We start from the raw sequence: 23356 nt of genomic DNA on the forward strand, positions 1-23356 counted from the left end.
CCTGTTGGGAACGAAGACGGAACCGAACGAGGAGGAACGGCGATGAACAGGCGAGGACGGACCGTGGCGGCGGTGCTGCTGGCGGCGACGGCGACGTTGGGCGTGGTCGGCGCACCGGGCGCGGTGGCGGCGCCGGAACCGGACACCGAGCAGCAGGCCAGGGCCTGGCTGCCGCAGCCAACCGGGCCGTACCCGGTCGGCACGACGTCCCTGCAGCTCACGGACGACGGCCGGGACGACCCCTGGAAACCCGGGCAGCACCGCAAACTGATGATCAGCTTCTGGTACCCGACCACCCGGCCCGCCACCGGCAACAACCGCGCACCGTACATGGTCCCCGCTGCCGCCGACCACTTCGGCAGCGCCGGGAGCGTCGGCCAGAGCGACTACGTCTTCGAGCCCGGCCGCACCGACTGGGCAGGCATCCGCACCCACGCCCGCGCCGACGCGCCCGCCCTCCCCGGCGGCAAGCGGCCCGTCGTGCTGTACTCGGCGGGCTTCGGCGACCCGCGCACCTGGGGCACCGGCCTGGTGGAGGACCTCGCCTCGCGCGGCTACACCGTCGTCACCGTCGACCACACCTACGACGCCTCCGAGGTCGCCTTCCCCGACGGGGACCTCGCCACCTCCGTTCTCCCCGCGCTGTTCGCCCAGCCCGGCCTCGACATGGGCGCCCTCCTGCGCAAGATGCTGCAGACCCGGGTCGACGACACCCGCTTCGTCCTGGACCAGCTCGCCGGGCTGCGACACGACAAGCAGCTGCCGGCCGGCCTCGCCGCCTCCCTCGACCTCGACCGGATCGGCATGGTCGGCCACTCCGGGGGCGGCTCCACGGCCCTCCAGGCCATGCACGACGATCCGCGCCTCAAGGCCGGCGTCAACCTCGACGGCCAGCTGCACTTCCCCGGCCCGGACGGGAGGACCGGCGTCTTCCTGCCCAGCGTCGCCGAGGACGGCCTGACCCGGCCCTTCCTGCTCATGGGCACCCAGGACCCCGACTCCGGCAGCTACCACCAACAGCCCGGCTGGAACGCCCTGTGGCAGCACAGCACCGGCTGGCACGCCGACGTGACCCTCACCGGCTCCCGCCACGGCTCCTACACCGACGCGCAGTCCCTGCTGCCCCAGCTCGCCCGCCAGGGCGCGATCAGCGGGGAGAAGCTGACCGAGGCCGTCGGCGACGTCCGCCCAGACCGCGCGGTGCCGGCCACCCGCTCGTACGTCGCGTCGTTCTTCGACCGCTGGCTGCGCGGCCACGACGACCATCTCCTGGACGGCCCGTCGCCGAGCTTCCCCGAGGTGGTCCACGAGCGATGATGCGCAACCGGAGCCGTGAGTGACGCGCGTGACGGGGGTGCAGCTTGCCCGGAAGGCGGGCGTCAGCGTCGACCACCGCGATGTCGTGATGGTCCTCGGCCCAGTCGATTCCGCAGGTCACATGTCATGCGTGCGCCTATCGAAGCGCATGCTGTCCGTCGGTGGCTCGAACCGCGTCCGCTACGACCGCCGCGATCGCACGGGCGAGGGCCGCGCTCAGGGCCGGAGCGGCAGCAGCGGTCGTGCCGGCAAGGCCGATGGCTGTTCAACGGTCACGGGGCCAGCAGATCGCGCAACGCCTCCCCGAAGGCCGTGAGCGGATACTGCTCGCTTCCGCAGCCGGGCATCTCCAGCTTCTTGAGCTGTCCGCCGACGATGTGGGACACCAGCGGCACGGGCAGGGCGTCCGGCCACAGGCCGGTCCGCTTGCCCTCGGAGAGCACGCGCCGGAAGGCACCGGTGGAGCCCCGCAGGCTCCGGCCGTTCGCCTTCAACTCGTCGGCAACGCACTCGCCTCGACCCTCGACGACCTGGAGCAGGATCTGCTGCGCGCGGGGCGGCAGACGGTCGTAGTACGAGCGGGCCCGCTCCGGGGTCCAGCGGTCGTCGGGCACCGCGGTCACGACGGCGGCCGGTGTGGAGGCGAGGGCGAGCAGCTTCTCAAGCACCTCGGGGGTCGGATCCTCCACGGTGATCGTGATCTTCATGGCGGACACCTTGGCAGCTTGAGGTACTGAACACAAATGACCTCGACAAACGTGTCGCAGACGTGCGGCCGCCGGACGGCGCCGCCCACGCACGACGCCCGGCCGGGAAACCCCGGCCGGGCGCGTGCCGTGCTGTCCTCCGGTGGGTCGGGGATCAGAACTCGGTGCTGACCGTGACGCCGCTGAAGTCGGTCACGGCGTACAGGCTGAGGTAGCGGTAGCCGGCCGTCGGGTTGGTGACGGTGAGGGACTGGGTGGTACCGGCGTTGGTGGAGGAGGCGGTGTAGGCGCTCGGCGAGGCCCAGGTGCCCGGGTTGTAGTAGAGGTGCGCGGTGCCGGTGCCGCCGGAGGTGGTGACCTTCAGGGTGGTGGTTCCGGCCGGCAGGTAGACGTACAGGTAGTCCAGGTTGCCGGCGGTCGCGGCGCGGCCGCTGCGCGAGCAGTTCCGGCCCATCGCGTCGGTGCGCTGCTCGGTGCAGGTCGGCAGGGTGGCCGGGGCGGCGGTCACGGTGACGGTGGCCGGGGTGGTGGCGATCCGGCCGCTGTCGTCGGTGGTGGTCAGGGCCACGGTGTAGCTGCCGGCCGCCGCGTAGGTGTGGCTCGGGTTGCGCTCGTCCGAGGAGGTGCCGTCGCCGAAGGTCCAGTGCCACGCGGTGATCCGGCCGGGGCCGGTCTGCACGGACCGGTCGTTCACGTTGACGGTCGCGCCGTTCACCGAGGTGTCGAACAGGGCGGTCGGGCCGGGGGCGTAGCAGGCGCCGGCGGCGCAGGCGGTGAGCCAGGCGTCGAAGTCGGCGTCGTAGGAGGTGCCGAGGTTGTTGTAGACCGCGTAGCCGCCGGTGTAGTCACCGACGCGGAACCGGGCCAGCATGGCCTGGACGTCGGCCGGGTGCTTCTCCAGCATGTACCGGGCGGCCAGGTAGCCCCACGGGTAGACGCGGGTCGAGTCCGAGTTGCCGGAGGTGCTCTGGAAGAGGGTGCTGAGCTTGTAGGTGTGCTTGGCGGCCTGGGTCATCGCGTCGGTGTCGGTGGCGCCGCGGTAGCTGTGCGAGACGTACTCGGCGAGGCCTTCGACCCACCAGATGTCGGGGACGGACATCTGGGTGCGGTAGCTGCCCTTCAGGTCGTGGATGCTGTCGAGGTAGTGGGTGTACTCGTGGTTGAGGTTCCATACCCGGGCGGGGTCGTTGTTGTTCCAGGTCTTCTGGTACATCACGGTCGCGGCCCGCGCGTTCGGGTCGGACGCGTCCATGACGGTCTGGCCGCCGTTGTCGGTGTCGTTGCCGAAGATCGCCCACGAGTAGGTGGTGTAGTCGGTCTTGTTGGCGAAGATCCCGAAGGTGACGTTCTTGGCGTACTGGTTCGGGATCGGCCCGTTGTCCTTGACCACGTTGTGGAAGAACGCGTCCTGCTTGCGCAGGCTGGCGCAGACGGTGGCCAGTTCGTCGGCCGACAGCGCCTGGGCCTGGAGGGTGCGGTTGTCGCAGACCAGCTGGTTCGGCAGGACCACCGAGGTGAGCTTGGCGGGCAGGTTGCAGATGTCGTAGTACGAGCACTGGCCGCCGTTGTAGTACGCGGCCTGGACGGCCGTGTGCACGTACAGCGGCGCCGCGGGCGTCAGCAGCGGTGCGGAGTCCAGCACCTTCCTGACCAGCGGCTTGACCGCTGCTTCGACGGCGGGGCCGCTCCCGGCCATCCGGGCCAGGTCGTTGCCCGCGTTGGTGTCGAGGACGGCGTTGGGCCCGCTGAGCAGGTCCTTGTGGTTGATCGCGAAGTCGGCGAGGGAGTGGGCGAGGCTCGGGTCGGCGGCGACCGCCTTGACGAAGTCCGGGTTCGAGTTGCCCCGCCAGAGCGGGAACTGCAGAACGGAGTTGACCGCGCCGACCATCTTCGGGACCGCGTTGTAGGAGTTGTCGTAGTCGTCCAGTATCCGCTTGTAGACGCCCAGGTAGCCGGCCTGGACGTTGGCGCTGTCGGTGAGCCACACCACGTCCCTGAGCACGATGCCGTTGCTCTCGGTGACGTCGTGCCAGCGAGTGCCGGCGAAGAACGTGTCCAGGGCGGCCCTGACGGCGGTGGTGAGCTCGCCGGTGTACGGGCCGGCCGCGTCGGGGTAGTAGAACTGGATGTAGTAGCCCACCTGCAGGTAGAGCGCCAGCTGGAGGATGCCGGTCGAGTTGTCGCCGGTGTAGCCGGCCGCCAGGTCCTTGAAGGCGCCCGCGACGGACAGCATCCGGGACTGCTGGAAGATGCTCGGGTCGGTGCCACCGCTGCTGTACAGGCCCCGGATGCACTCCGGGGTCGAGCTCTTGATGAACGCGACCAGGTCGGTCCCGGTGCGGCCGGCGAAGTCGGCCGGGGTGCAACCCGGCGCGGCAGCGGCCGCGTCCGCGCCGGACGGGGCCCGCGCGGCAAGGGACTTGGGCTGGGCAGGGGCGCCCGTCGCGGCTGTGTCGGCCGGCCCGCCCATGAGGCGCTCGCCGATCAGCGCCGGGGGCAGCGGGACCGCGGGCGCGGCGGGTTCCTCGGAGCCCGCCGTCGTGCCGGTGGCGGACGGGCCGGCCGGCTTCGCGGCGGTGGGCGCAGCGGGCGCCGCGGCCGGGGCGGCGGTGACGGCAGCGGGTGCCGCGAAGGCCTGGGCCGGCAGCACGGCGGTGGCCGTGGCGCAACAGGCGACGACGCCGGCTGCGAGCGTGGAGAGTCTTGTGCGCAGGAGCACGCCGAGTCCTTCTTCGAGTGGGGGCAGCCCGACATGGGGTCGGGCTGAGTGAAGGAGATTTGGCGTGGATCCTGTCACCGACTGGAGGTCAGAACAATGTCACAGGTCATATGACACGCGAGTTTCGGCCACCTCACCGCCCACTGCGCCCCCGCGTGGCTGACCTGCGACGGCTGGGGCCGGGGTGGTGCGGCGCACGGCTGCCGGAGGCCCGTCGGATCACAAGCCGGGAGGTCCACCCGCGGCCGCCCGGGCCGGCAGGCCGCGCGGAGTGGCCGATCTGCGCCCCTGGCCCGGAAGGCCGCGGGGCCGGCCGACGGCGGGCGGGCGACAGCGGGCCCGCACCCGGACGTGATGCGGCTCACACACGACGGCCGATGAGTTTCCGGCCCGCCGCCGGTCCTATGAGCATGACGAACACGCCGACCCCCGCCGTCAAGGGCCCCGCCAGCTACTTCCCGTCCATCGAGAAGAAGTACGGGCAGCCGATCTCCCACTGGAAGGAGCTGATCCGCTCCTCGCCGCTGACCAGGCACACGGAGCTGGTCACCTGGCTGAAGGAGGAGCACGGACTCGGCCACGGGCACGCGAACGCCCTCGTCAAGCACACGCTCGACGAGGACGCGGAGTAGTACGGCAGCGGTGCCCACCATGACGAGGCTTCGGCTCCTGGGCTGTGGCCTCGTCGCTTGTCGTGGCTGGTCCGGCCGGAATCCTTGCCTGCGGTATCAATCGCGATATTTGCGTACATGCGAAGAGCACAAGCATGGCGCGACGACGTGGGCGCAGGTACAGACGACGTCGGCGTCGATCATGAACCCGGCGCCCACCACCTCGCCGGACCGGGAGCGGATGCAGACCAGGCCCTCGGCCAGGGCCTCGTCCCCGGAAGGTGGTGTCACCGCCAGGCTCAAGCCCGGTCCCCGCTGCGGGGCCGCCACTCCACGCTGACGGTGAAGTTGGCCTCCGAGGCGAACCCCGAGTCGTCCCCGTCCGAGACCTCCACCCAGATCCCGCTGCCGTCCGCGAGCCGGAGCTCACCCGCATGGGTCATCGCGACCTCCCCTCCCTGGCCGAACCACTGATGGTAGTCGAACTCCGCTGCGCCGCAGGCGACTTGTTCGACTTTCCAGCGCGCGACCCGGTCGGGTGGGGCGGAACGCCCCTCCGCTCGCCCGGACCGGCGTTCGCCACCGGCGCCGGAGCGGTAGGGGCCGGCGATGAGGATGAGCATGGGCCTGTCGGTCATGTCCGGCGCCTTGCAGTTGCGTGGGGCCCTTGGCGATGGTGCTACTCAGGAGGGGTCGCTCCCCCTGGGGCCCGAGGGTCAGTCCCTGGCCCCTCCCCTCAGGCCGTCCAGCACCATGTCCGTCAACCGCTCCGGCAGGTCCGGCTCGATCGGGCGGTGGCCGAGCAGGGAGCGGGTCTGGAGCGGGGAGCAGAGCAGCTCCAGCGCCAGGGCCGTGTCGGTGTCCGTCGGGAGTTCCCCCCGTTCGACGGCCCGGCTGACGATGGCGCCGGCCTGGTCGAGGCGGGACTGCCAGAAGGTCTGCCAGGCCTCGGCGAGGTCGGGGTCGTCGGAGCTGAGCGAGGCCGCCCGGGCGACGGCACGGCCGGCGGGGGTGGCGAGGTATCCGGCCAGCGCGCGGGCGAAGGCCGCCAGGTCGGTGCGGACGGCTCCGGTGTCGGGGACGGGGATCCCCTCGTCGCTTCCGGCGAGCATGGCGTCCAGCACGAGCTTCTCCCGGCTGCCCCAACGCCGGTACACCGTGGTCTCGTTGACTCCCGCACGGGCCGCGACCCCGGCGATGCTGAGCCGGGCGATGCCCTCCTCGGCCAGCACCTCCATGGCGGCCGCCAGAACGGCCTGGCGGACGCGCGTGGCGCGGCCGCCAGGGCGGCGGCGGATCGGCTTCGGTTCTTCCTCGGTCATGTGTCGATCACCTCGACCCTTACTTTAACGCAGGTGTTCTTGCGTTAAGCCCCGCACGGGCGCATAGTCACTAATGCAAGAGTTCCGGCTTTAAGCACAGCAGGAGGTACCACCATGTCCTTCACCTGGCCCCTGGACCCGCGGGACCTGTTCGTCGAGCGCTACCCGCAGATGACCCTCGGCCTCCCCGCCGACGAGGTGGACGCGGTCCGCGCCGCCGTCACCGAGATGTGGCCCGACCGGCCCGGCAGCTGGGTGTACGAGTGGTCCGCCCTCGCCGCCCGGCACGCCGAGGCCGGGCGCCACCTTCTGGCCGCGCAGGCGTACGGCTGGGCCAAGTTCCCCTCGCTTGCCGACGACCCGAAGCGAACCGCGCTCGCCCGCCAGGTCGAGCAGTACGTCCTCGCCGCCCCCGGCTTCCCGGTGGAGTTCGAGCGCCGCACGCTCACCGTCCCGTACCGCGGCGGCGACGCCACCCTCCCGATCCACCTCATCGCCGCCCCGGGCCTGTCCGCCGACGCGCCGATCGTGCTGGCCAGCGGCGGCGTGGACTCCTGGAAGACCGACCTGCACGGCATGTGGGAGCAGCTCGCGTTCGCCCTGCCGGCACGACTCCTGCTGTTCGACCTCCCCGGCACCGGCGAGACCGCCCACCTGCCGATGACCCCGGACGGCGGGGCCGAGGTGATCGCCGGACTGGTCTCCTTCGCCCGCGCGGCCGGCAACGGGAGGGTCGGCCACTTCGGCATCTCGATGGGCGGCTACTACTCCGCCCGCAACGGACTGACCGGCGCGGTGGACGCCTCCGTGGTGCTCGGCGGCCCGGTGGAGCGCTCCTTCGCCCCGGGCCGCGGCTTCGCCTTCGGCATGGACGGCATCGTCGGCAACGCCCTGGGCTTCGACGCCATGCCGAGCACGGCCGAGCGCGAGGAAGCCTTCGCGGCCTTCGACCTGCGGCCGCTGCTGGACCGGGACGCCAACGGGCCGATGCTGGTGGTCAACGGCACTGAGGACGTCCACATCCCCATGGACGACACCCTGGTGTTCGAGGGCCGCCGGGACACCCGGGTCGAACTGATCCCGGACACCGGCCACTGCGCCATCTCGCGCTTCGGCGAGGCGATGGCCGTGATCACCCCATGGCTGAAGGACACCCTGATCGGCTGATCCGGCACTCCTGCCACGGACAGCTCACCGTGGCAGGCGGTTCAGGACGGCGATGGGCTTCATCTGCCCGGCTGCTTCGGCCGAGCAGCCGGGCACGGGTGAGCGTCCCTGCCGACGCTCGATCGGCGATGACACCCTGTGGGGCGTCAACCGGCGCCGCAAGGGCTCGGTGAACATCCTCGCCGCGCTCAAGCCGATCCGGGCCGCTCGCCCGGACGGCCCCGGTCAGAATGAACGCCGTGTCGGTGCTCACCGCACCGTGACGACGGCCCTCGGGTCCCGGCGCCGGGCTGCCCCCGGCCGTCGTCATGCCGCCGTCGAACCTCTGCCCTCGATCCGACCGGTCCGGTTCGTCCCACCGCCACCCGGCGGGCGCAGCAGCAGAAGTCACACACCGACTGACGACGAACCACCGGCGCAGGACACTAACAGGCCCCGGGGTTCAGCCAGCGGCGGAGGGCCAGGCGGAGGCGGCCCGTGGTCGGGCGGCCGGCGAGGACGGCTTCGAAGCGGCGGTGGTCGCGGGCTGCCCGCAGCACCGCGACGTCGTGGGTACCGGGGGCGGGCGGGGCCGGTTCGCCGTGCTGGGCGGCCCGGTGACTGTCGAGGAGGTGCTGGTGCAGGGCGTTCATGCGCCCACCATGTACCCCGGCCGCCCCGTGCGTCCCGCCGATTGACGACCCCCGTCAAATGACACGGCGGTGCCCCCCGCCCGGCCGGGCGCAAGAGGGGCCCGGCACCATGGATGGGGTGAGCGTGACCATCGACATCACCGGACTGCCGCACGAGCGGATCACCTTCTGCCCCTCGCCGCTGGCCGAGCTCGGCAACGCGCTGCACGCGCTGGCCGAGCCCGCTCACCACGCCCGGCTGCACGCGTGGACGACGACGACCTCCGCCGCGCTCGGGCCGGAGCTGGCCGAACGGCTGCTGGAGGCCGACTTCATGTGGCGGTCGACGCGCTCCGACTTCCTGATGCCGGCCCGGCCGCGGGAGACCCTCGCCGAGGAGTTGGACGACCTCGACCGCATGGACGACGAGAAGTTCGTCGGCACGGCCCTGGAGATCTCCTGCAGCACCAATTACTACCCCAAGGGCCTGCCGTCGCCGCTGGTCGACGACTGGTCGCGACGCCGCGCACTCGACCTGGCGGCGGCCCGCGGCCCACGCCAGGCGGCGTTCGTCGAGCGGATGCTCGCCGATCCCACCGCCACGCGCGCATGGATACGACGGCTTCTGGAGGACTGCGACCAGGCGTTCTTCGCCGACACCTGGCGCCGCGTCCGTGTCCAGCTCACCGCCGACGCCCAGCACAAGACCGAGCTCCTGCGCCGCAAGGGCCTGGCGGAAGCACTCACGGCAGCGTCACCGGCACTGAGCCTGGAGGAGGACGAACACGGCAGGCGCATCGTCGTCGACAAACTGCTCCACGGCCGCACCGACGCCCGCGGCACCGCCGTCACGCTCCTGCCGAGCATCTTCGGCTGGCCACACCTCTTCACCCTGTACGGACCGGGCTGGCAGCCCGTGATCCAGTACCCGGTCTCCACCCACGAGGTCGGCGGCACCGAGCCCGTGGAGACGGTCAAGCTGCGCCTGGACGCGCTGACCCATCCCATGCGGATGAACCTGTGCCGCAACCTCGCGCGCGGCGCGTACACGACGAACGAACTGGCCGACGCGTACGGCATCACCGCCCCCGAAGTCTCCCGCCACCTCGCCGTCCTGAAGAAGGCCGGGCTGCTCATCACCCGGCGCCGGGGCCGCTACGTCCTCAACCAGCTCGACCTCTCGGTCGTGACCCGGCTCGGCAGCGACTTCCTGGAGTCCGTGCTGCGGTAAGGACGGCCGGTCGAGGCAGATCAGTCGAACAGGCCGAACCCGGCGATGCCCAGGTCTGGCGAACCAGCCTGCTGGAACCGGATCGGCGGAGTGGACCGCAATCTCATCGGCTTCGCCGTCGTCGGCCTGTTCTTCGCCACCTCGATCACCGTCCTCGCGGTCCGGAAGGTCGGCCGGATCGAGGAGAGGTGCTCCGCCGGCCTGCGCTCCGCCGAGGACGCCTCCAGCCGAGCGATGCCATGCCTGCGGAACTGGAGCTCAGGCTCCAGGAGCGTGACGGTGACATCTCCGCGGCCCGCCCGACCGGCGGGCCGGTCTGCACCTGGAAGTCGATCACCGGTCGGGCTCCCCGCGGTCTTGGACCGGCCGGGTCCGTTGGGCCGGGAGGCCGGTGCGCTCGTTCTGCAGGTCCCACAGTTCCCTGAAGCGGCCTGCCTCGTCGGCGACCAGCTCGGCGAACGTGCCCTCCTGGAGGACCTTTCCGTCTTCGAGGACCACGATCCGGTCGGCAACGGCCACGTTGGTGAGTCGGTGGGTGACCAGGACGACCGCCCGTTCCTGCGCGACCGCCCGCAGGTTCTGGAAGATCCTGTGCTCGGCGCGCGGGTCGAGGGCGGCCGTCGGCTCGTCCAGGACGAGCAGTCCGGCCTCACGGTGGAACGCCCGGGCGATGGCCAGGCGCTGCCACTGGCCGCCGGACAGTTCCTCGCCGCCCATCCACTCCACCGCCAGCAGGGTGGACAGGCCCCGGCGGAGCCTGGCGACGACATCGGCCGCCCCGGAGACGTCGGCGGCGCGAAGCACCGCCGCGTCGCCCTCGGCGGTGGGCTGACCCAGCGTGATGTTCTCGCGGCAGGTCAGCGGCCAGCGCGCGTAGTCCTGCGGGACCACGGCGACCTGGCGCCACAGGGCGTGCGGGTCGAGGTCACGGGTGTCGCGCCCGTCCCACCGCACTGATCCGGCATCGGGCAGGTACAGCCCTGCCAGAAGCTTGGAGAGGGTGGTCTTGCCGGATCCGTTCTCCCCCACCAGGGCCAGGATCTCGCCCCGTTCGACGTGCAGGTTCACCCCGTCCAGCGCCTTGCGCTCGGAGGCGGGGTAGGCGTATCCGAGGTTCTCCACCGCGATTCGCCGCGGTGCCTCGGGAGCTTCGGTGCCGCGCTCGGGCCGGTGGCCGCCGGCGGTGTCGAGGAAGCTCGACCAGTCGTCCAGGTACATGCCGGTGCGGAAGAGGTCCGCGCCGTAGCCGACGATGCCGCGCAGGCTGGTGCCGACCGCGGTCAGGGCGAACACGGCCGCGCCGCCGCGCGGCAGGCTCATCCGGCCGGTGCTGACCAGCCACAGCATCGCCGCCCACACCACCGCGCTGCCGAGGCCGGACGCGGCGGCCCCGATCACCGAGACCCGGGCGCTCTTCATCGCCGCCCGCCGGGAGCTGGCGTCCAGCCGCCGACCGACCTGGTCGTACTTGGTGAGCAGGAACTCGCCCATGGTGTCGGAGCGGACCTGGTCCGCGTTGCGCTTGAGGTGGATGTACCAGCGCAGGTTCGCCATGATCCGGCGGTCGCCGGCCGCGGCCCGGTTCGCCAGGAACTGCACCCGGGCGGCGTGCACCGAAGCGATTCCCTGGGGCAGCGCCGCGAGCACCAGCAGCGGCAGGAGGGCGGGGTGGAGCACGGTCAGCACGCCGGCCGCGGCAAGGAGCGAGGCGAGGGAGGCGAGCAGGTTCTGCGCCTCCCCGACGATGTCCACACAGACCTCGGCGCCACGGTCGGCGGCTTCCAGCTCGTCGTTGTAGCCGGCGTGGTCGTAGGCGGTCAGTTCGGCCGCCACGGTGGCGCGCAGCACCGCGGCTTCCGCCTCGCGGGAGATGCGCGGCGACAGGTGGATGGTGATGGTCCGGATCGTGATGCCCAGCAGGGAGCGGGCGCCGGCCGCCGCCGCGATCACGAGGATCGACGGCGCCGCGTGGGCGAGCTTGTCGCCGGTCTGGCCCGGGCCGAACAGCGCCGAGATCGTGCCGGTGGTCGCGAACAGGCCGGCCGCACCTAGCATCGCGGACACGGCCTGGCAGGTCAGGAGCAGCGCGACGGAGGTACGGTCGATGCGCCAGCCGAGGCGGAACGCGCGGACGACGAGCGCGGGCAGGCGGCGGGCCATCGCGCTGACGCTGATCGCTTCGATCGCCTCGATGCGGCGACCGTCGGCGAGCCACTGCAGTTCCTCGTCGACGGCCTCGGCTGATGGGGTCGTGGCACTCATGCGTTCACCTCCTTGTACGGGTCGCCGACCATCACGACGGGGGTGTTCACCACAGCTCCTCCAGACACGGACAGTGCGCGGGCATGTGAAGCCGCCGCATCGGCAGGATGGGGAGGCCCAAGTGGGCATCAGCAAGGCCGAGTTGGGGCTTCTTCACAGGCGGTGAGCGTCTGATGATGAGGTTGTTCGAGTGTGCTGTTCAAGCGGATTACCACTGGGCGAGCCCGGGTCGAACTGGGGGTTTTCGAGCACCCTTGAGGCGCTGCCCACAGCTGCCTCCGGGTGCTCGCGGAGGGGGCGGGCCGGGTGCCGGAGCCCAGTGTGCAGGCGGCGAGAGCGCGTTCGAGTGCGGCTGTCCGGTCGAGCCCGAGGCGGTCACGGGTGCTCAGGTGGGCGAGGAGGCCGCGCAGTGCGTAGCCGTCGCTGGATTCACCCGTTCGGCTGGTCAGGCGCAGCGCGAGGTTTCGGGCGGCAGGCGTGTCCGGGGTGGAGGCATCGAGGGCGGGCCGTGGTGGCGGAGTGCGGGGATGCGTCTCCACTGACACCACCCCACCACCACCGACACCGGGGCGTCGAGGGCTCCACAGTCCGGGAAGGCCGCGCCTGTCACGTTTCCGGAACTCCGTCGACCCGGAGGGTTGTCAAAAACCCCTCAAGGTCAGACGGGCGGCATCAGATCGCTCTCGCTGATGGTGTACGTCAGCAGGGGATAGACGAAGTCCGTTTCACTGTTCTCACGGCGCCGCAGTCGGTAAAACTCGTGCCTCTGCTCGTCGTCGGCCGACATGAGGCGGGCACCCTGCGGGAGGTATGCATGTCCGTCGCGAAACCGGACGAAGGTCTTCGACACCCGAAAGGTTACGCCCAACCATTGGTTGTCCGCCGCCTGGACGGGCTTGTCCAATACGATTTTGTGCCTGAGCCGCCGATTCGAGTCGACAGAAAACGCGACGATACTGTTGTGGACGAGGGGGATCTCGAACCTCTCGCCACCGGACCCCTTCGACTCGAAGATCAGCTTCCTCGGCGGGCCCGCCTCGGGATGTTGGTAGCAGGAGAAGACGGCGATAAACGACTCGTCAGCCAGATCGAGGGCCTGGTCGGAATGGCTGCCCATGGTCGTGTAGGCGTTCGTGTAGGTCTCGATGAGAGCGTTGTTGAAGCCGACCGAAAGCGCCGCACGTTCTTGAATCTGTTGCGCCAGCCGTTCGTGAACCGCCCGGAAGCGCTGCGTCGGGCTGCTGTACCGAGTGGTAGTACGCACGAGAGGCACACCACCCGCCTCGTCGACCCTGGTAAGCGTGGCGCCTCGCCGGCCTTTTCCTACGTCTTCCAAACGAGCCGACACGGACAGCTCCGCGAAGAGATTCTCCTCGGCCGGCAGAGCGCACGAGAGGATCTCGTCCGAGATCCTAGATTCGGGGGGCAAGGTAGTCTCCCGTGTTCATACTGAAGAGAAATTTTTCGCCGTAATCAACGAAGGACGAGGTCCTGTTCTCCTCGGCGTACAGCCTGCGCAGCTCGTCCATGCCGGCCGGTGTGGGTGGCCCCAGCTTCACCACGTCTCCGGCCACCTTGAGGAACGTGTGGCCGTTCTTGTGAACGGCTTCGGCGCTCGAACAGCGCACCACGTATCCCAGGCGGGTCGGGAGAAACTCGGCGTCCAATGACGAGGGCCGGATTTCATGCGTATACAGGCGGTTGGTGGACAGCGGCATGAAGAACACGGAGCCGGGGTAGAGCGTCAGGGTGAACTGCGCGGGGAGCGCGACCCCGTCGCGTCCTTCGGTCGGCTCCTTGAGGCGAAAGTGGAGTTTGGTCAGCCCGCTGGCACCCTTCACGCCATGGTCGAAGGCGTCTTCGGCCAGGGGCTGCAGCTTGTCGAGCCGGTCATAGAAGGTGCAGAAGGCCATGATGCCATTGGCGGGCATGTCCTTGGTCTTGTCGGCATGGGCCGAGATCTTGGCCTTGGACTGCTTGCGCTCGGCCGTGGCAAGGGTGTTGTGGTAGATCTGGGCGAGGACGTGATTCAGCGGTGCCTGGTTCCGGAAGACGGCAGCGGCCTCGCGGTTCAGAGCCTCGACGATGCGTGTGTCGGTCGGGCGAAAACTCTCGGTCGGCCCCGAGAGATTCGTGGAGCACCGGAGCAGGCGGAAATGCAGTTCGTTACCGTTTCGCGTGACGGGCGTCAGATAGATTCCGCTGCGATGGGCCGTTCCAGGTTTGGTGGACTCCGTCAGGGACTGGAACGCGTGCTCCGCACGGATCCGTCCGAAGTGATCGGCGCCGAGTCCGAAAAAGCGGCGGTAGTACACGCCGACGCCGTGTACGCGGATGGGAACTCGGCCGAGGTCGACGAGGGTCCAAGGCTTGTCGACGTCCTCGTGGTAACCGTGCGACAGCTCCCGGACAACGAATACCCGGGCAGCCGCACGCAGCTGGCGGCCACTGATCCCGGATATATCGCCACACAGGTAGACGGTCTTCTGCGCGAGGTCGGGCGAACCAGAAGCAAGGTCCTCCGGCGTGATTGTGGACCCGAAGAAGTCCCTGATCAAGCCATGATCCTGCAGCATCGAAGGCGCAACCAAGATGTTGCCCGCATCCTCGATGCAGGCTTCTGTCAGCTCTGTCGCCCACATCAAACGGTACCTGCCATTCGCAGACCTTGGTGAATTGCTCAAAACAGTTGACATGGCAACGGTCCGCACTTTTTCATTCACGTCGCGAAGCGTGAACGAAAGAAGACGGACCGTTGAACCTTGATGCTCTCACGGGGGCTCGACAGCGGGCAACGGGTTCTGCTGTACGGGCGGTGCGCGGAACTGCTCGGCGAGGTCGTGAGGCCGGACGGGCGGCCCGCGGCGATCGGGCCGACCAGCCAGTGATGCCGGTGGTCCGCCTGATCCGCAAGAACCTCTCGCAGGAGCTCGCGGGTGCGGCCTTCGGTGTCAGCCCGACCGCGGATTCCCCACGGTGGCCGACCTCGGCTACGTCGGATTCGACGGCATCGAACTCGTCCCGATCGAACGCCGACCTCCCGGAGGGGACGGGGCGGGTGCGGGTACCGACCCGCCGCTACGAGAGGTACGGGCGGATCGTCGAGGAGACCATCTTCCGGGGAGGTCCCCGGCGAACTCCTCACCCCGGGAACGCGCATCGAGACCTTCGACTTCGACCAGTACTCCCAGGGCGACTGGTACGAGGAGGGCCGCGAGGGCGGCCTCCTGACCTTCACCGACAGTAGCGAGCGCGCGGGCGCCGTCCGCAAGGCCTTCCACCGGTTGAAGGGGGAGCCCGCCCGCTACGTCGACGGCGACGAGGTCGACGTCCACTGCGTCCCGCCGAAGCTCGTCGCCCACACCAACTTCCCCGCCCCCCTCTACGACCGCGTCGGCGGCAGCGGCGCCCTCGTCCGCACGCCGTACCGGATGTCCAACGGGCACGGCTTCCACAACCAGCCCGAACGCCGCGAGGGCCTCTACTTCCCCACGCGTGACGGCGCCGGCACCGTCGTGCAGTGGAACAAGACCTGGATGAGCGACAACGACACCACGTCCAAGGTCTTCCTCTGCTTCGACGGCCGCTACTTCATCGACCAGGAATACATCACCTGGGCCGACGGCGAGAGGAGCTGACCCCGGACCCGGCGATCCGACTCGGCAGTCCGGGGAGGCCCGGGCGAATGGCGGGATCGCCGATGTCCCCTGGCGCGAAAGTGTCTTGATCAGCGGTCACAACCAGTGAAACCTTGGGCACGTTCTGTGTTGATCGTGTGGCCGTCGGTAGCTCCGCGGCCACCGGGTGTGAGGTGACAGCTTGACGGAGACGCAGCACCTGGCGAAGGTCTACAGCGACCGCGCCTACGTGCACACCACGACCGTGCGGCACCAGGGAAGTACGGTCGCGTTCGCGATGGACGACCAGCGGCGGATCGTCTACAGCGTGCTGGACCTGTCGCAGCACGACGAGGCGAAGGGCGAGGCCGACGCGGCGTACTGGTCGGAGGACCCGTTGCCGCTGCGCTTCCCGGCGGAGGTGGCGCGGGTCGGCTACGCGGTGGCGGGCACGGTGCGGATGCCCGTCGTCAAGCGCGGCGGCCGGGTCGAGGCGGACGCGGCGGAGCGGCTGGACGAGCAGGAACTGGACCGTTTCCTGTCGAGCACGGCCAGGCTCGGCGCCGCCGCCCCCTTCCACGTCCTGTCCGACGGCACCCACCTGTACGTGCTGCGCCAGTCGGTGCGCGCCGACCACCCGGACGCGGTGTTCCGGCTCGCCGACGGCACCGGTTCCTCGGGCGACCCGGCCCGCACCGACTACCTGGCCAAGGACGGCGAGGCCAAGCTCGCGGTGGTCGACGCCACCCTGCTGTGCGACCGGTTCGTGCTGGCCGGCGGCGAGTTGAAGCCGGTGCTGGAGGTCCGCTACCGGCGCAGCCGGCACAAGGGCCGCCCGGACTCCGCCAAGGACAGCCTCGGCACCCAGGACATGGAGGGACGGCCGTTCGTCGAGCCGACCCAGGAGCTGTCCTTCGTCCGCAACCTCTCCGGCGGCCGCTTCACCGCCCTGCTGGTGCCCACCGCGGTCCACGGGCGGGAGCGCTGGCAGATCTTCGCGCACAACGACGCCACCGGCCGGATCGACGGCTTCAGCGTCGAGCGCGGCCGGGACGGCCTGTTCAACACCCAGGGCACCCAGGCCTGGACCAGCCCCGACCCGCGCTACCGGGACGCCGTCTACGAGAGCGCGCCCGGCACCTGCCCGTTCACGGGCCGTCCGCTGGTGCCGGCGGCGGGCGAGGGCGGGCGGGCCGGGACGGCACTGCGCTTCGACGGCGTGGACGACGTGGCCGAGCTGCCGAGCAGCGCCCTCGACCTGGCCGACCGCGATTTCACGGTCGAGTTCTGGGCCCGGCGCACGGCCACCGGCGGCCGCGAGGACTTCCTGATCGGCCACGGCGCCTCCAAGGGGGTCCGGCTGCGCACCCTGCACATCGGCTTCCGCCCGGACGACACCTTCACCTTCGCCTTCTTCCACGACGACCTGGACATCCCGCAGCCCATCACGGACACCGACTGGCACCACTGGGCCTGCGTCTTCGTCCGGGACACCCGCGAGCAGATCGTCTACCGCGACGGCGTCGAACTCGGCCGCCGCACCACGGACATGGCCTACGCCGGCCTCGGCGGGCTCACCCTGGGACACGGTGCCCGTTCGTACGGGCGCGGCGAGCTGGACGAGGTCCGGATCTGGCACCGCCCGCGCAGCGGCAGCGAGATCGCCGCCGACCGGGGCCGCCGCCTGATCGGCAACGAGCCGGGCCTGGCCGCCTACTACCGCTTCGACGAGGGCTCCGGCACCACGCTGCACGACCAGACCGAGCACGCCCGGCACGCCACGCTCAGCGGTGGTCCCGCCTGGGTCACCTCCGAGGCCCCGGTCGGCGAGGACTCCGCGGTGAGCCGGAGCAGTTTCGCCTTCACCGGGCGCCGGGTGGTCTCCGGCCTGTCCACGCTGCTGCACCACCAGCAGGAGGCCGCGCCCGCCGGCTACGACCAGTCGGCCAAGCCGGTCAAGCGCCAGGCCAGGGTGCTGCTGGCCTGCACCACCGGCGGGCCCGACCCGGTGACCGGCGCGGCCACCGAGGAGGCCTACGTCGCCACCCTGGACCTGGGGGTGGGCCGGGACGGCCGGCTGGCGCAGGTCCCGGAGGAGCTGGCTCTGCCGGTGCTGGCCGCTCCGGAGTCCAGCGGGAACGTGGACGCGGCCGGGGAGGTGGACGCCCAGGTGGCCAGGCTGGGACGGGACATCGCGGCCACCGAGGCCGAGATCACCCGCCTGCAGCTGGAGACCGCCGAGACCCCGGATGTCCAGCGTCAACTCGCGGAAGCGCGGACCGCGTTGGAGAACGACGTCACCTACTGGCGGTACCGGCTGCGGTTCAAGCTGCAGAAGGACGGCAAGGACCAGTACCTCGCCGTGGACGGCGACCGCAAGGACGGCGCCGCCCCGCTGGTGCGCACCGCAAACAAGCAGGCCGCGTCGACGATCTGGACCTTCGAGCCCACCGGCACCACGCTCAACGGCGTCACCTGCTACTTCGTCCGGAACGCCAACTCCGGACTCGACATGAACGTCGCGGGCCGTGAGACCGGCAACGACGTCCGAATCATCCAGTATGACCGGGAGGCCGACAACGACTCCACCCACTTGGCGCTCGACACCTGGAACGGCAACGGCCTGGTGGTGCGCCGTAGCGGCAGGCTGGTCGCCGCCCGGGACAGTCAGGGCGACCGCATCGTCCAGTACGACTACTCGGCGGCGAACGCCTCCGGCGAGGGCGTCCTGATCCTGGAACGGATCGACAACTCGCTGAAGTCCAACTCCACCACCGACCGGCTGAACCGGCAGATCGCCGAACTCACCGATCGCCTCGAACTCCTCGCCATCAAGCAGGACCGGCTCGGCCAGCTGCGCCGCGACCTGGCCGCCCAGCAGGCCGGCCTCGCCGCCAAGCAGGACGAACTGGGCCGGCTCACCGGCGGCGTGCGCGGCTCCGACGACATCGCCCTGCCGGTGCCGCAGCTCGCCGTCGACCGCACCGGGCTGAGCGGTTCCGGCGCGCTGCTGGGCTTCGCCCGCGCCGCCGACCGCCCCTTCCTGCTGGACAGCGCCACCGGCAACGTGGTGCTCTACTTCCGGGGCGGCAACGGCCAGTTCTTCGCCGCCTACTACGACACCCAGGTGCTGCGCTCCTCCCGGCAGCTGCCCTCCGGCGGACGGACGGCCTCCTTCACGGCCCGGGACGCGGCCACCGACCTCGGCCCGACCGAGATCACCGTCGAGGCAGGGGACGGCCCGGCGCAGGTCACCCTGACGATCCGGCACGACGGGCAGAGCGAGAAGTGGTCCCACCTACCGCGCCGGGCCGAGGACTTCGCCGCCGTGGTGAACGGCGCGGCCGAGCAGCCCGTGACGATCGGCACGGTGCTGCGGATCGACGGCGACGTGGTGCAGTTCACCGAGGGCACCCTCGCCCCGCTGGCCGGCCCCGGCTTCGTGACCGTCGGCGGCCACGGCTTCCGCTTCGAGGGCAGCCACCCCGCCGGATCGAAGTCGCTGCGCCTGGGCAACGGCGCGGAGTTGACCCTGCTGAAGCCCGGGATGAGCGTGCAGCGGGTGCGCTACGACCACCGCTGGTCCGAGGCCTCGCAGCCCGGCAGCACGCTCGCCGAGGGCTCCCGGCTGATCACCGTCGACCCGGGCGGCCTGGCGGAGCTGCCCCTCGGCCGTGCCGACGGCCTGGTCCGCGGCCACGGCGGGCGCTGGCGCGCCGACATGCCGGGCCGCGCCTACGCCTTCGACGGCAGGGGCCGCTTCCTCGCCCTGCCCGCCGGTCAGCTGCCCCGGGCCGTGACTCCGGGCGACCTCACCCTGGAGACCTGGATCAACCCGGAGCGGGCCGAGGGTCCGGTGCGGCTGCTGCACGCCAACCCCGGGGACACCCCGTACGGCCTCGGCCTGCTCGGTACCCAGGCGGCCTCCGGGCTGGTCTTCGACGGCGTGGACGACGCCGCCGTGGTGCCCGGCGCCTTCGGCTTCGGGGACGGCGACTTCACGGTGGAGTTCTGGGCCCAGCGCACCACGATCGACAGCCGGTCGCACTACGTGCTCGGCCACAGCGGCGACCAGGGGCGGGCCGGCGAGAGCCTGCACATCGGCTTCCGCTCGAACGGCCGCTTCACCTTCGCCTTCTACGGCGACGACCTGGACACCACCCAGTTGTTCGGTGACACCAAGTGGCACCACTGGGCCTGCGTCTTCCAGCGCGAGACCCGCCAGCAGGTGATCTACCTGGACGGCCAGGAGATCGCCCGGCGCACCGCCAACGCGCCGTACCGCGGGCAGGGCCGGTTCTCGCTGGGCTCGGTGGTCTGCTGGCCCCGCGAGTTCGCCTCCGTCCGGCTGGACGAGGTCCGGCTCTGGTCCAAGGCACGCGGGGGCGACGAACTGCGGGCCGACCAGGGGCGACGGCTGAACGGCACCGAGCCCGGGCTGCTCGGCTACTGGACGTACTCGGCGCCGGCGCCCGGTGCGCAGGCCGCTCTGGCCGACCGCTCCGGCAACGGCCGGCACGCCGAACTGCGCGGCATGCCCACCCCCGTCCCGGCGCGCTCGCCGGTCGCGGACGGCGGCTACCGGGTCGTCGCGGCCGTCGGCGACCGGCGGGTGGTCAGCCGGGAGACGTTCCCGCTGCGCGAGTGGAGCCACCTCGCGCTGGCCTACCAGCATTCCTGGGCCGTCGAGTTGACCGGCGACGCCTACCTCGAAGTCCCGGACGACGACGCGCTGGACATCGCCGACGACCTGACCCTGGAGGTGTTCGCCCGCGTCGACCGCCTCGGCGAGACCCAGGGCCTGCTCTCCAAGGGCCGCACCGCCGACGGCGTCGGCGGCAGCGTGCCGTACCGGCTGGCCGTCCTGCCGGACGGGCGGCTGGAGTTCGCCTTCGAGGAGCCCGACGGCCGGGCCGTGCGCTTCACCTCCACCGAGGGCGTGAAGGCCGGGCAGTTCCACCGCCTCGCCGTGGTCCGCAAGGGCGGCCGCTCGATGCAGGAGCAGAAGGGCACCAAGCAGATCACCGTAGCCGGGGCCGACGGCAAGCCGACCACCCAGAGCGTGGAGCTGGTCGAGTCGCTCGCCGTGCGGGAGTGGCAGGACATCCGCTTCCACCTGGACGGCCGGGAGATCGGCGCCGCCCGCTACGAGGGCCCCGGGCCGCGTGGCAACGACGCGCCGCTGGAGCTCGGCCGTGCCCGCGAGGGCGCCATCGTCCAGCAGCTGACCGGGGTGCTCTCCGAGGTCCGGATCTGGGGCGCCGCCCGGGACGCCGCCAGGCTCGGCACCGCCGTCACCGCCCGCGACCGCGGCCTGGTCGCCCACTGGTGCTTCGAGGAGAACGCGGGCAGCACCGCGGCCGACGCCACCGGCTCGCACCCGGCCCGGCTGCGCGGCGCCCGCTGGGCGCGCAACCCCGACCCGCGCGGCAGCGTCTTCCGGCTCTACCGCAACGGCGTCGCGGTGGCCTGCGACCCGGCCGGCACCCCCGGCCTGCCCGACACCGCCGCCTTCGCCGACAGCGGCGACCCGCAGCTGACCCTCGGTGCGTTGCTCAAGGACGGCACGCCCGCCGAGGCCTTCGACGGCGTGCTGGAGGAGGTGCGGATCTGGCGCACCTCCCGCACCCACGAGCAGCTGCTGGACAACCTGTTCACCCGGCTCAAGGGCGAGAAGGAGGACCTCGTCGCCTACTGGCCCTTCGACCGGGACTCCACCGAGGCGGGCACCGCCCAGGTCCGCGACGAGGGCCTGCGCGGCAACCACCTGGACTTCGGCCCGGAGACCACCCGCCCGCGCACCGTGCTCTCCAGCGCCCCGGTCTCCAACGACGCCGCCCAGGTCCGCTCCGCCCTGGCCGGCCTGCGCACCCCCTTCCACCAGAGCGTCTCCGCCGCTCCGGCGGTCGCCGAGTACGCCGACATGCAGTACGGCTCGCGCGGCGAGGCGTTCGGCGTCCTCAAGCGCGCCTACAGCTACCTCCAGGACGGCCGCTGGCACCTGATCACCGGCTACAAGGTCGGCGAACTCGTCAGCGAGTGGGTCAGCCAGATCCAGTTCGACCCCCAGCTGATCGGCTACGTCGAGGGCGCCCCGCCGATCCCCTCGGAGAACCTGACCGCAGGCCTGACCGACCCCGGCAGCGACACCTTCGAGGGCGCGTCCTCGGTCAAGCTCACCGAGGCCGAACAGGTCGTCCGCTCGCTGTCCTCCGCCAAGGAGCGCAGCGTGGACGCCGCCTTCGGCTTCGCGCTCTCCAACGAGGTGGACGTCGACGTCTGGATGATCACCGCCCCGCTCGGCTTCGGCATCGCCAAGTCCATCGCCAAGGGCGGCGTCTCGGCGAGCGTGCGCGGCAACCTGGAGTTCTCCAACAGCTGGGCCGAGGACACCTCCGTCTCCCAGGGCGAGAACACCGCCCGGACCACCAAGGTCTCGCTCACCGGCCACTGGGAGGACCCGGGCCGGGTGCTCAACCCCACCGCCGGGCGCAGGTACGTCCCGGCCAACACCGGCTTCGCCGTCGTGCAGTCGCAGACCGCCGACGTCTTCGCGCTGCGCCTGGCGCACAGCGGTGCCCTGGTCGCCTACCGCATCCAGCCCAACCCGGACATCCCCAAGGACTGGAACGTCGTCCCGTTCCCGATCAACCCGCGCTACACCAAGCAGGGCACCCTGGACGGCACCGTCGGCTTCGACGAGCGCGGCAAGGTCTTCGACCCCGAGTACCAGGGGGCCCGCGAGCGGGGCGAGTACAGCTACTTCAAGCCCCGCGAGGCCTACGCCCTCAAGCGCCGCATCCAGCGCGACCAGCAGCGCCTGCACAGCTACTACGACAGCGTCTCCACCGAGACCCACGCCCCCGACCCACTCGCCCAGAAGGCCGGCCGGGTGCTCGGCGGCGCGATCGGCGCGGACGCCGCCCCGGCGCGCGGCAGGGACACCGCCGACAGCGCCGCCGGGCAGGGCTTCTCCCGCCGCGACCTGGTCAACACCTACGTGTGGACGGCCGCCGGCGGCTTCTTCGCCGAGACCACCGAGACCACCGACGTGGTCAGCGAGACCACCGCCGGCTCGTACTCGCTCTCCGGCTCGGTGGGCACCTCGATCGGCACCTCCTTCACGATTGCCGGCATCGGCATCGGCGCCCAGCTCGACGCCTCCGTCGGCGGCGGCATGACCGCCACCCGCGCCCGCGGCAAGGAGGCCACCCGCTCCTTCGGACTGGAGGTCGAAGTCGCGCCCAGCAGCAACCTCCAGAGCTACGACGGAGACCGCAACCCGGTCTTCGACCGGGACGGGAACCCCGTCAAGGTGCCGGGCAAGGTCGACGCCTACCGCTTCCTCAGCTTCTACCTCGGGGAGGACAGCGAGCACTTCGACAGCTTCTTCAACAAGGTCGTCGACCCGGTGTGGCTGAACAACGGCAACGACCCCAACGCGGCGGCGCTGCGCCAGGCCCGCCAGTCGGACCGCAAGCCGCCGTGCTGGCGGGTCCTGCACCGCGTCACCTTCGTCAGCCGGGTCCTGCCCGACATCCCGCCGGCCGACGCGCCCCCGCTGGAGAAGGCCATGCGGCAGCTGGACGTGGAGAGCAACTACGAGCTCGTCCGCCGCCTCGACCCCTACGTCAAGGGCGCCGCCACCGGCCTGCCCGAACTGGCCGAGGCCACCCGCACGACGCTGGCCCGGGAACTACCGGAGCTGCTCCCGCACGCCGACGACGTGATCGGCTTCCTCGCCCAGTACTACGGCGTGGAGGCCTGAGCCCCGGTCCCTCGGTGCGGGGCC

General features: G+C 71.1%; 14 protein-coding genes. 6 read left to right on the forward strand and 8 right to left on the reverse strand.

Annotation, left to right across the window (positions count from 1 at the left end; genetic code table 11):
- Positions 1 to 42 precede the first annotated feature (42 nt).
- Entirely contained in the window at positions 43 to 1317 is a 1275-nt protein-coding gene (locus ACFU7Y_RS04325) for an alpha/beta hydrolase family protein (RefSeq protein WP_380766423.1), read from the forward strand.
- 272 nt (positions 1318 to 1589) lie between these two features.
- On the opposite strand, the gene ACFU7Y_RS04330 is transcribed toward ACFU7Y_RS04325, so the two are convergent.
- Positions 1590 to 2024 (reverse strand): hypothetical protein, encoded by a 435-nt coding sequence (locus ACFU7Y_RS04330; protein WP_380766424.1) that lies wholly within the window; start codon positions 2022 to 2024, stop codon positions 1590 to 1592.
- Positions 2025 to 2178: 154 nt separating this feature from the next.
- Positions 2179 to 4743, reverse strand: coding sequence for a collagenase (locus ACFU7Y_RS04335; protein ID WP_380766426.1), 2565 nt, complete (start codon positions 4741 to 4743; stop codon positions 2179 to 2181).
- Positions 4744 to 5153: 410 nt separating this feature from the next.
- On the opposite strand from ACFU7Y_RS04335, the gene ACFU7Y_RS04340 reads away from it, so the two are divergent.
- The gene (locus ACFU7Y_RS04340; RefSeq protein WP_224280682.1) at positions 5154 to 5375 is read left to right on the forward strand and encodes a DUF4287 domain-containing protein; all 222 of its coding nucleotides are present in this window, start codon (positions 5154 to 5156) and stop codon (positions 5373 to 5375) included.
- 278 nt (positions 5376 to 5653) lie between these two features.
- On the opposite strand, the gene ACFU7Y_RS04345 is transcribed toward ACFU7Y_RS04340, so the two are convergent.
- Complete coding sequence (locus ACFU7Y_RS04345; RefSeq protein WP_380766427.1) at positions 5654 to 5992, reverse strand: hypothetical protein; 339 nt, start codon at positions 5990 to 5992, stop codon at positions 5654 to 5656.
- 78 nt (positions 5993 to 6070) lie between these two features.
- Positions 6071 to 6676 (reverse strand): TetR/AcrR family transcriptional regulator, encoded by a 606-nt coding sequence (locus ACFU7Y_RS04350; RefSeq protein ID WP_224280680.1) that lies wholly within the window; start codon positions 6674 to 6676, stop codon positions 6071 to 6073.
- Between the two features lie 114 nt (positions 6677 to 6790).
- Here ACFU7Y_RS04350 and ACFU7Y_RS04355 point away from each other — a divergent pair, with 114 nt between their 5' ends.
- Positions 6791 to 7843, forward strand: a complete 1053-nt coding sequence (locus ACFU7Y_RS04355; protein ID WP_224280679.1) for an alpha/beta hydrolase — start codon at positions 6791 to 6793, stop codon at positions 7841 to 7843.
- Positions 7844 to 8268: 425 nt separating this feature from the next.
- Here ACFU7Y_RS04355 and ACFU7Y_RS04360 read toward each other — a convergent pair whose 3' ends face one another.
- Positions 8269 to 8475: a hypothetical protein gene (locus ACFU7Y_RS04360; protein ID WP_224280678.1), complete on the reverse strand. Its 207-nt coding sequence runs from the start codon at positions 8473 to 8475 to the stop codon at positions 8269 to 8271.
- Positions 8476 to 8599: 124 nt separating this feature from the next.
- On the opposite strand from ACFU7Y_RS04360, the gene ACFU7Y_RS04365 reads away from it, so the two are divergent.
- Entirely contained in the window at positions 8600 to 9685 is a 1086-nt protein-coding gene (locus ACFU7Y_RS04365) for a DUF5937 family protein (RefSeq protein ID WP_380766438.1), read from the forward strand.
- 333 nt (positions 9686 to 10018) lie between these two features.
- On the opposite strand, the gene ACFU7Y_RS04370 is transcribed toward ACFU7Y_RS04365, so the two are convergent.
- The 3 genes from ACFU7Y_RS04370 to ACFU7Y_RS04380 form a co-directional block, all read right to left on the reverse strand.
- A complete protein-coding gene (locus tag ACFU7Y_RS04370) occupies positions 10019 to 11947 on the reverse strand; it encodes an ABC transporter ATP-binding protein (protein WP_380766429.1) in 1929 nt (642 codons plus the stop codon).
- 658 nt (positions 11948 to 12605) lie between these two features.
- On the reverse strand, positions 12606 to 13376 hold the full coding sequence (locus tag ACFU7Y_RS04375) for a hypothetical protein (RefSeq protein WP_380766430.1): 771 nt from the start codon (positions 13374 to 13376) through the stop codon (positions 12606 to 12608).
- Positions 13360 to 14589 carry a hypothetical protein gene (locus tag ACFU7Y_RS04380; RefSeq protein ID WP_380766431.1) on the reverse strand — a complete coding sequence of 410 codons (1230 nt, stop codon included), beginning with the start codon at positions 14587 to 14589 and terminating at the stop codon, positions 13360 to 13362. The genes ACFU7Y_RS04375 and ACFU7Y_RS04380 overlap by 17 nt, the downstream gene beginning before the upstream one ends.
- A gap of 642 nt (positions 14590 to 15231) precedes the next feature.
- Here ACFU7Y_RS04380 and ACFU7Y_RS04385 point away from each other — a divergent pair.
- Together ACFU7Y_RS04385 and ACFU7Y_RS04390 are read left to right on the forward strand one after the other, a co-directional pair.
- Complete coding sequence (locus tag ACFU7Y_RS04385) at positions 15232 to 15585, forward strand: hypothetical protein (protein WP_380766433.1); 354 nt, start codon at positions 15232 to 15234, stop codon at positions 15583 to 15585.
- A gap of 181 nt (positions 15586 to 15766) precedes the next feature.
- Positions 15767 to 23332, forward strand: coding sequence for a LamG-like jellyroll fold domain-containing protein (locus ACFU7Y_RS04390; protein WP_380766434.1), 7566 nt, complete (start codon positions 15767 to 15769; stop codon positions 23330 to 23332).
- Positions 23333 to 23356: the final 24 nt, after the last annotated feature.

Source organism: Kitasatospora sp. NPDC057542, assembly GCF_042801945.1.
Taxonomy (GTDB): domain Bacteria; phylum Actinomycetota; class Actinomycetes; order Streptomycetales; family Streptomycetaceae; genus Kitasatospora.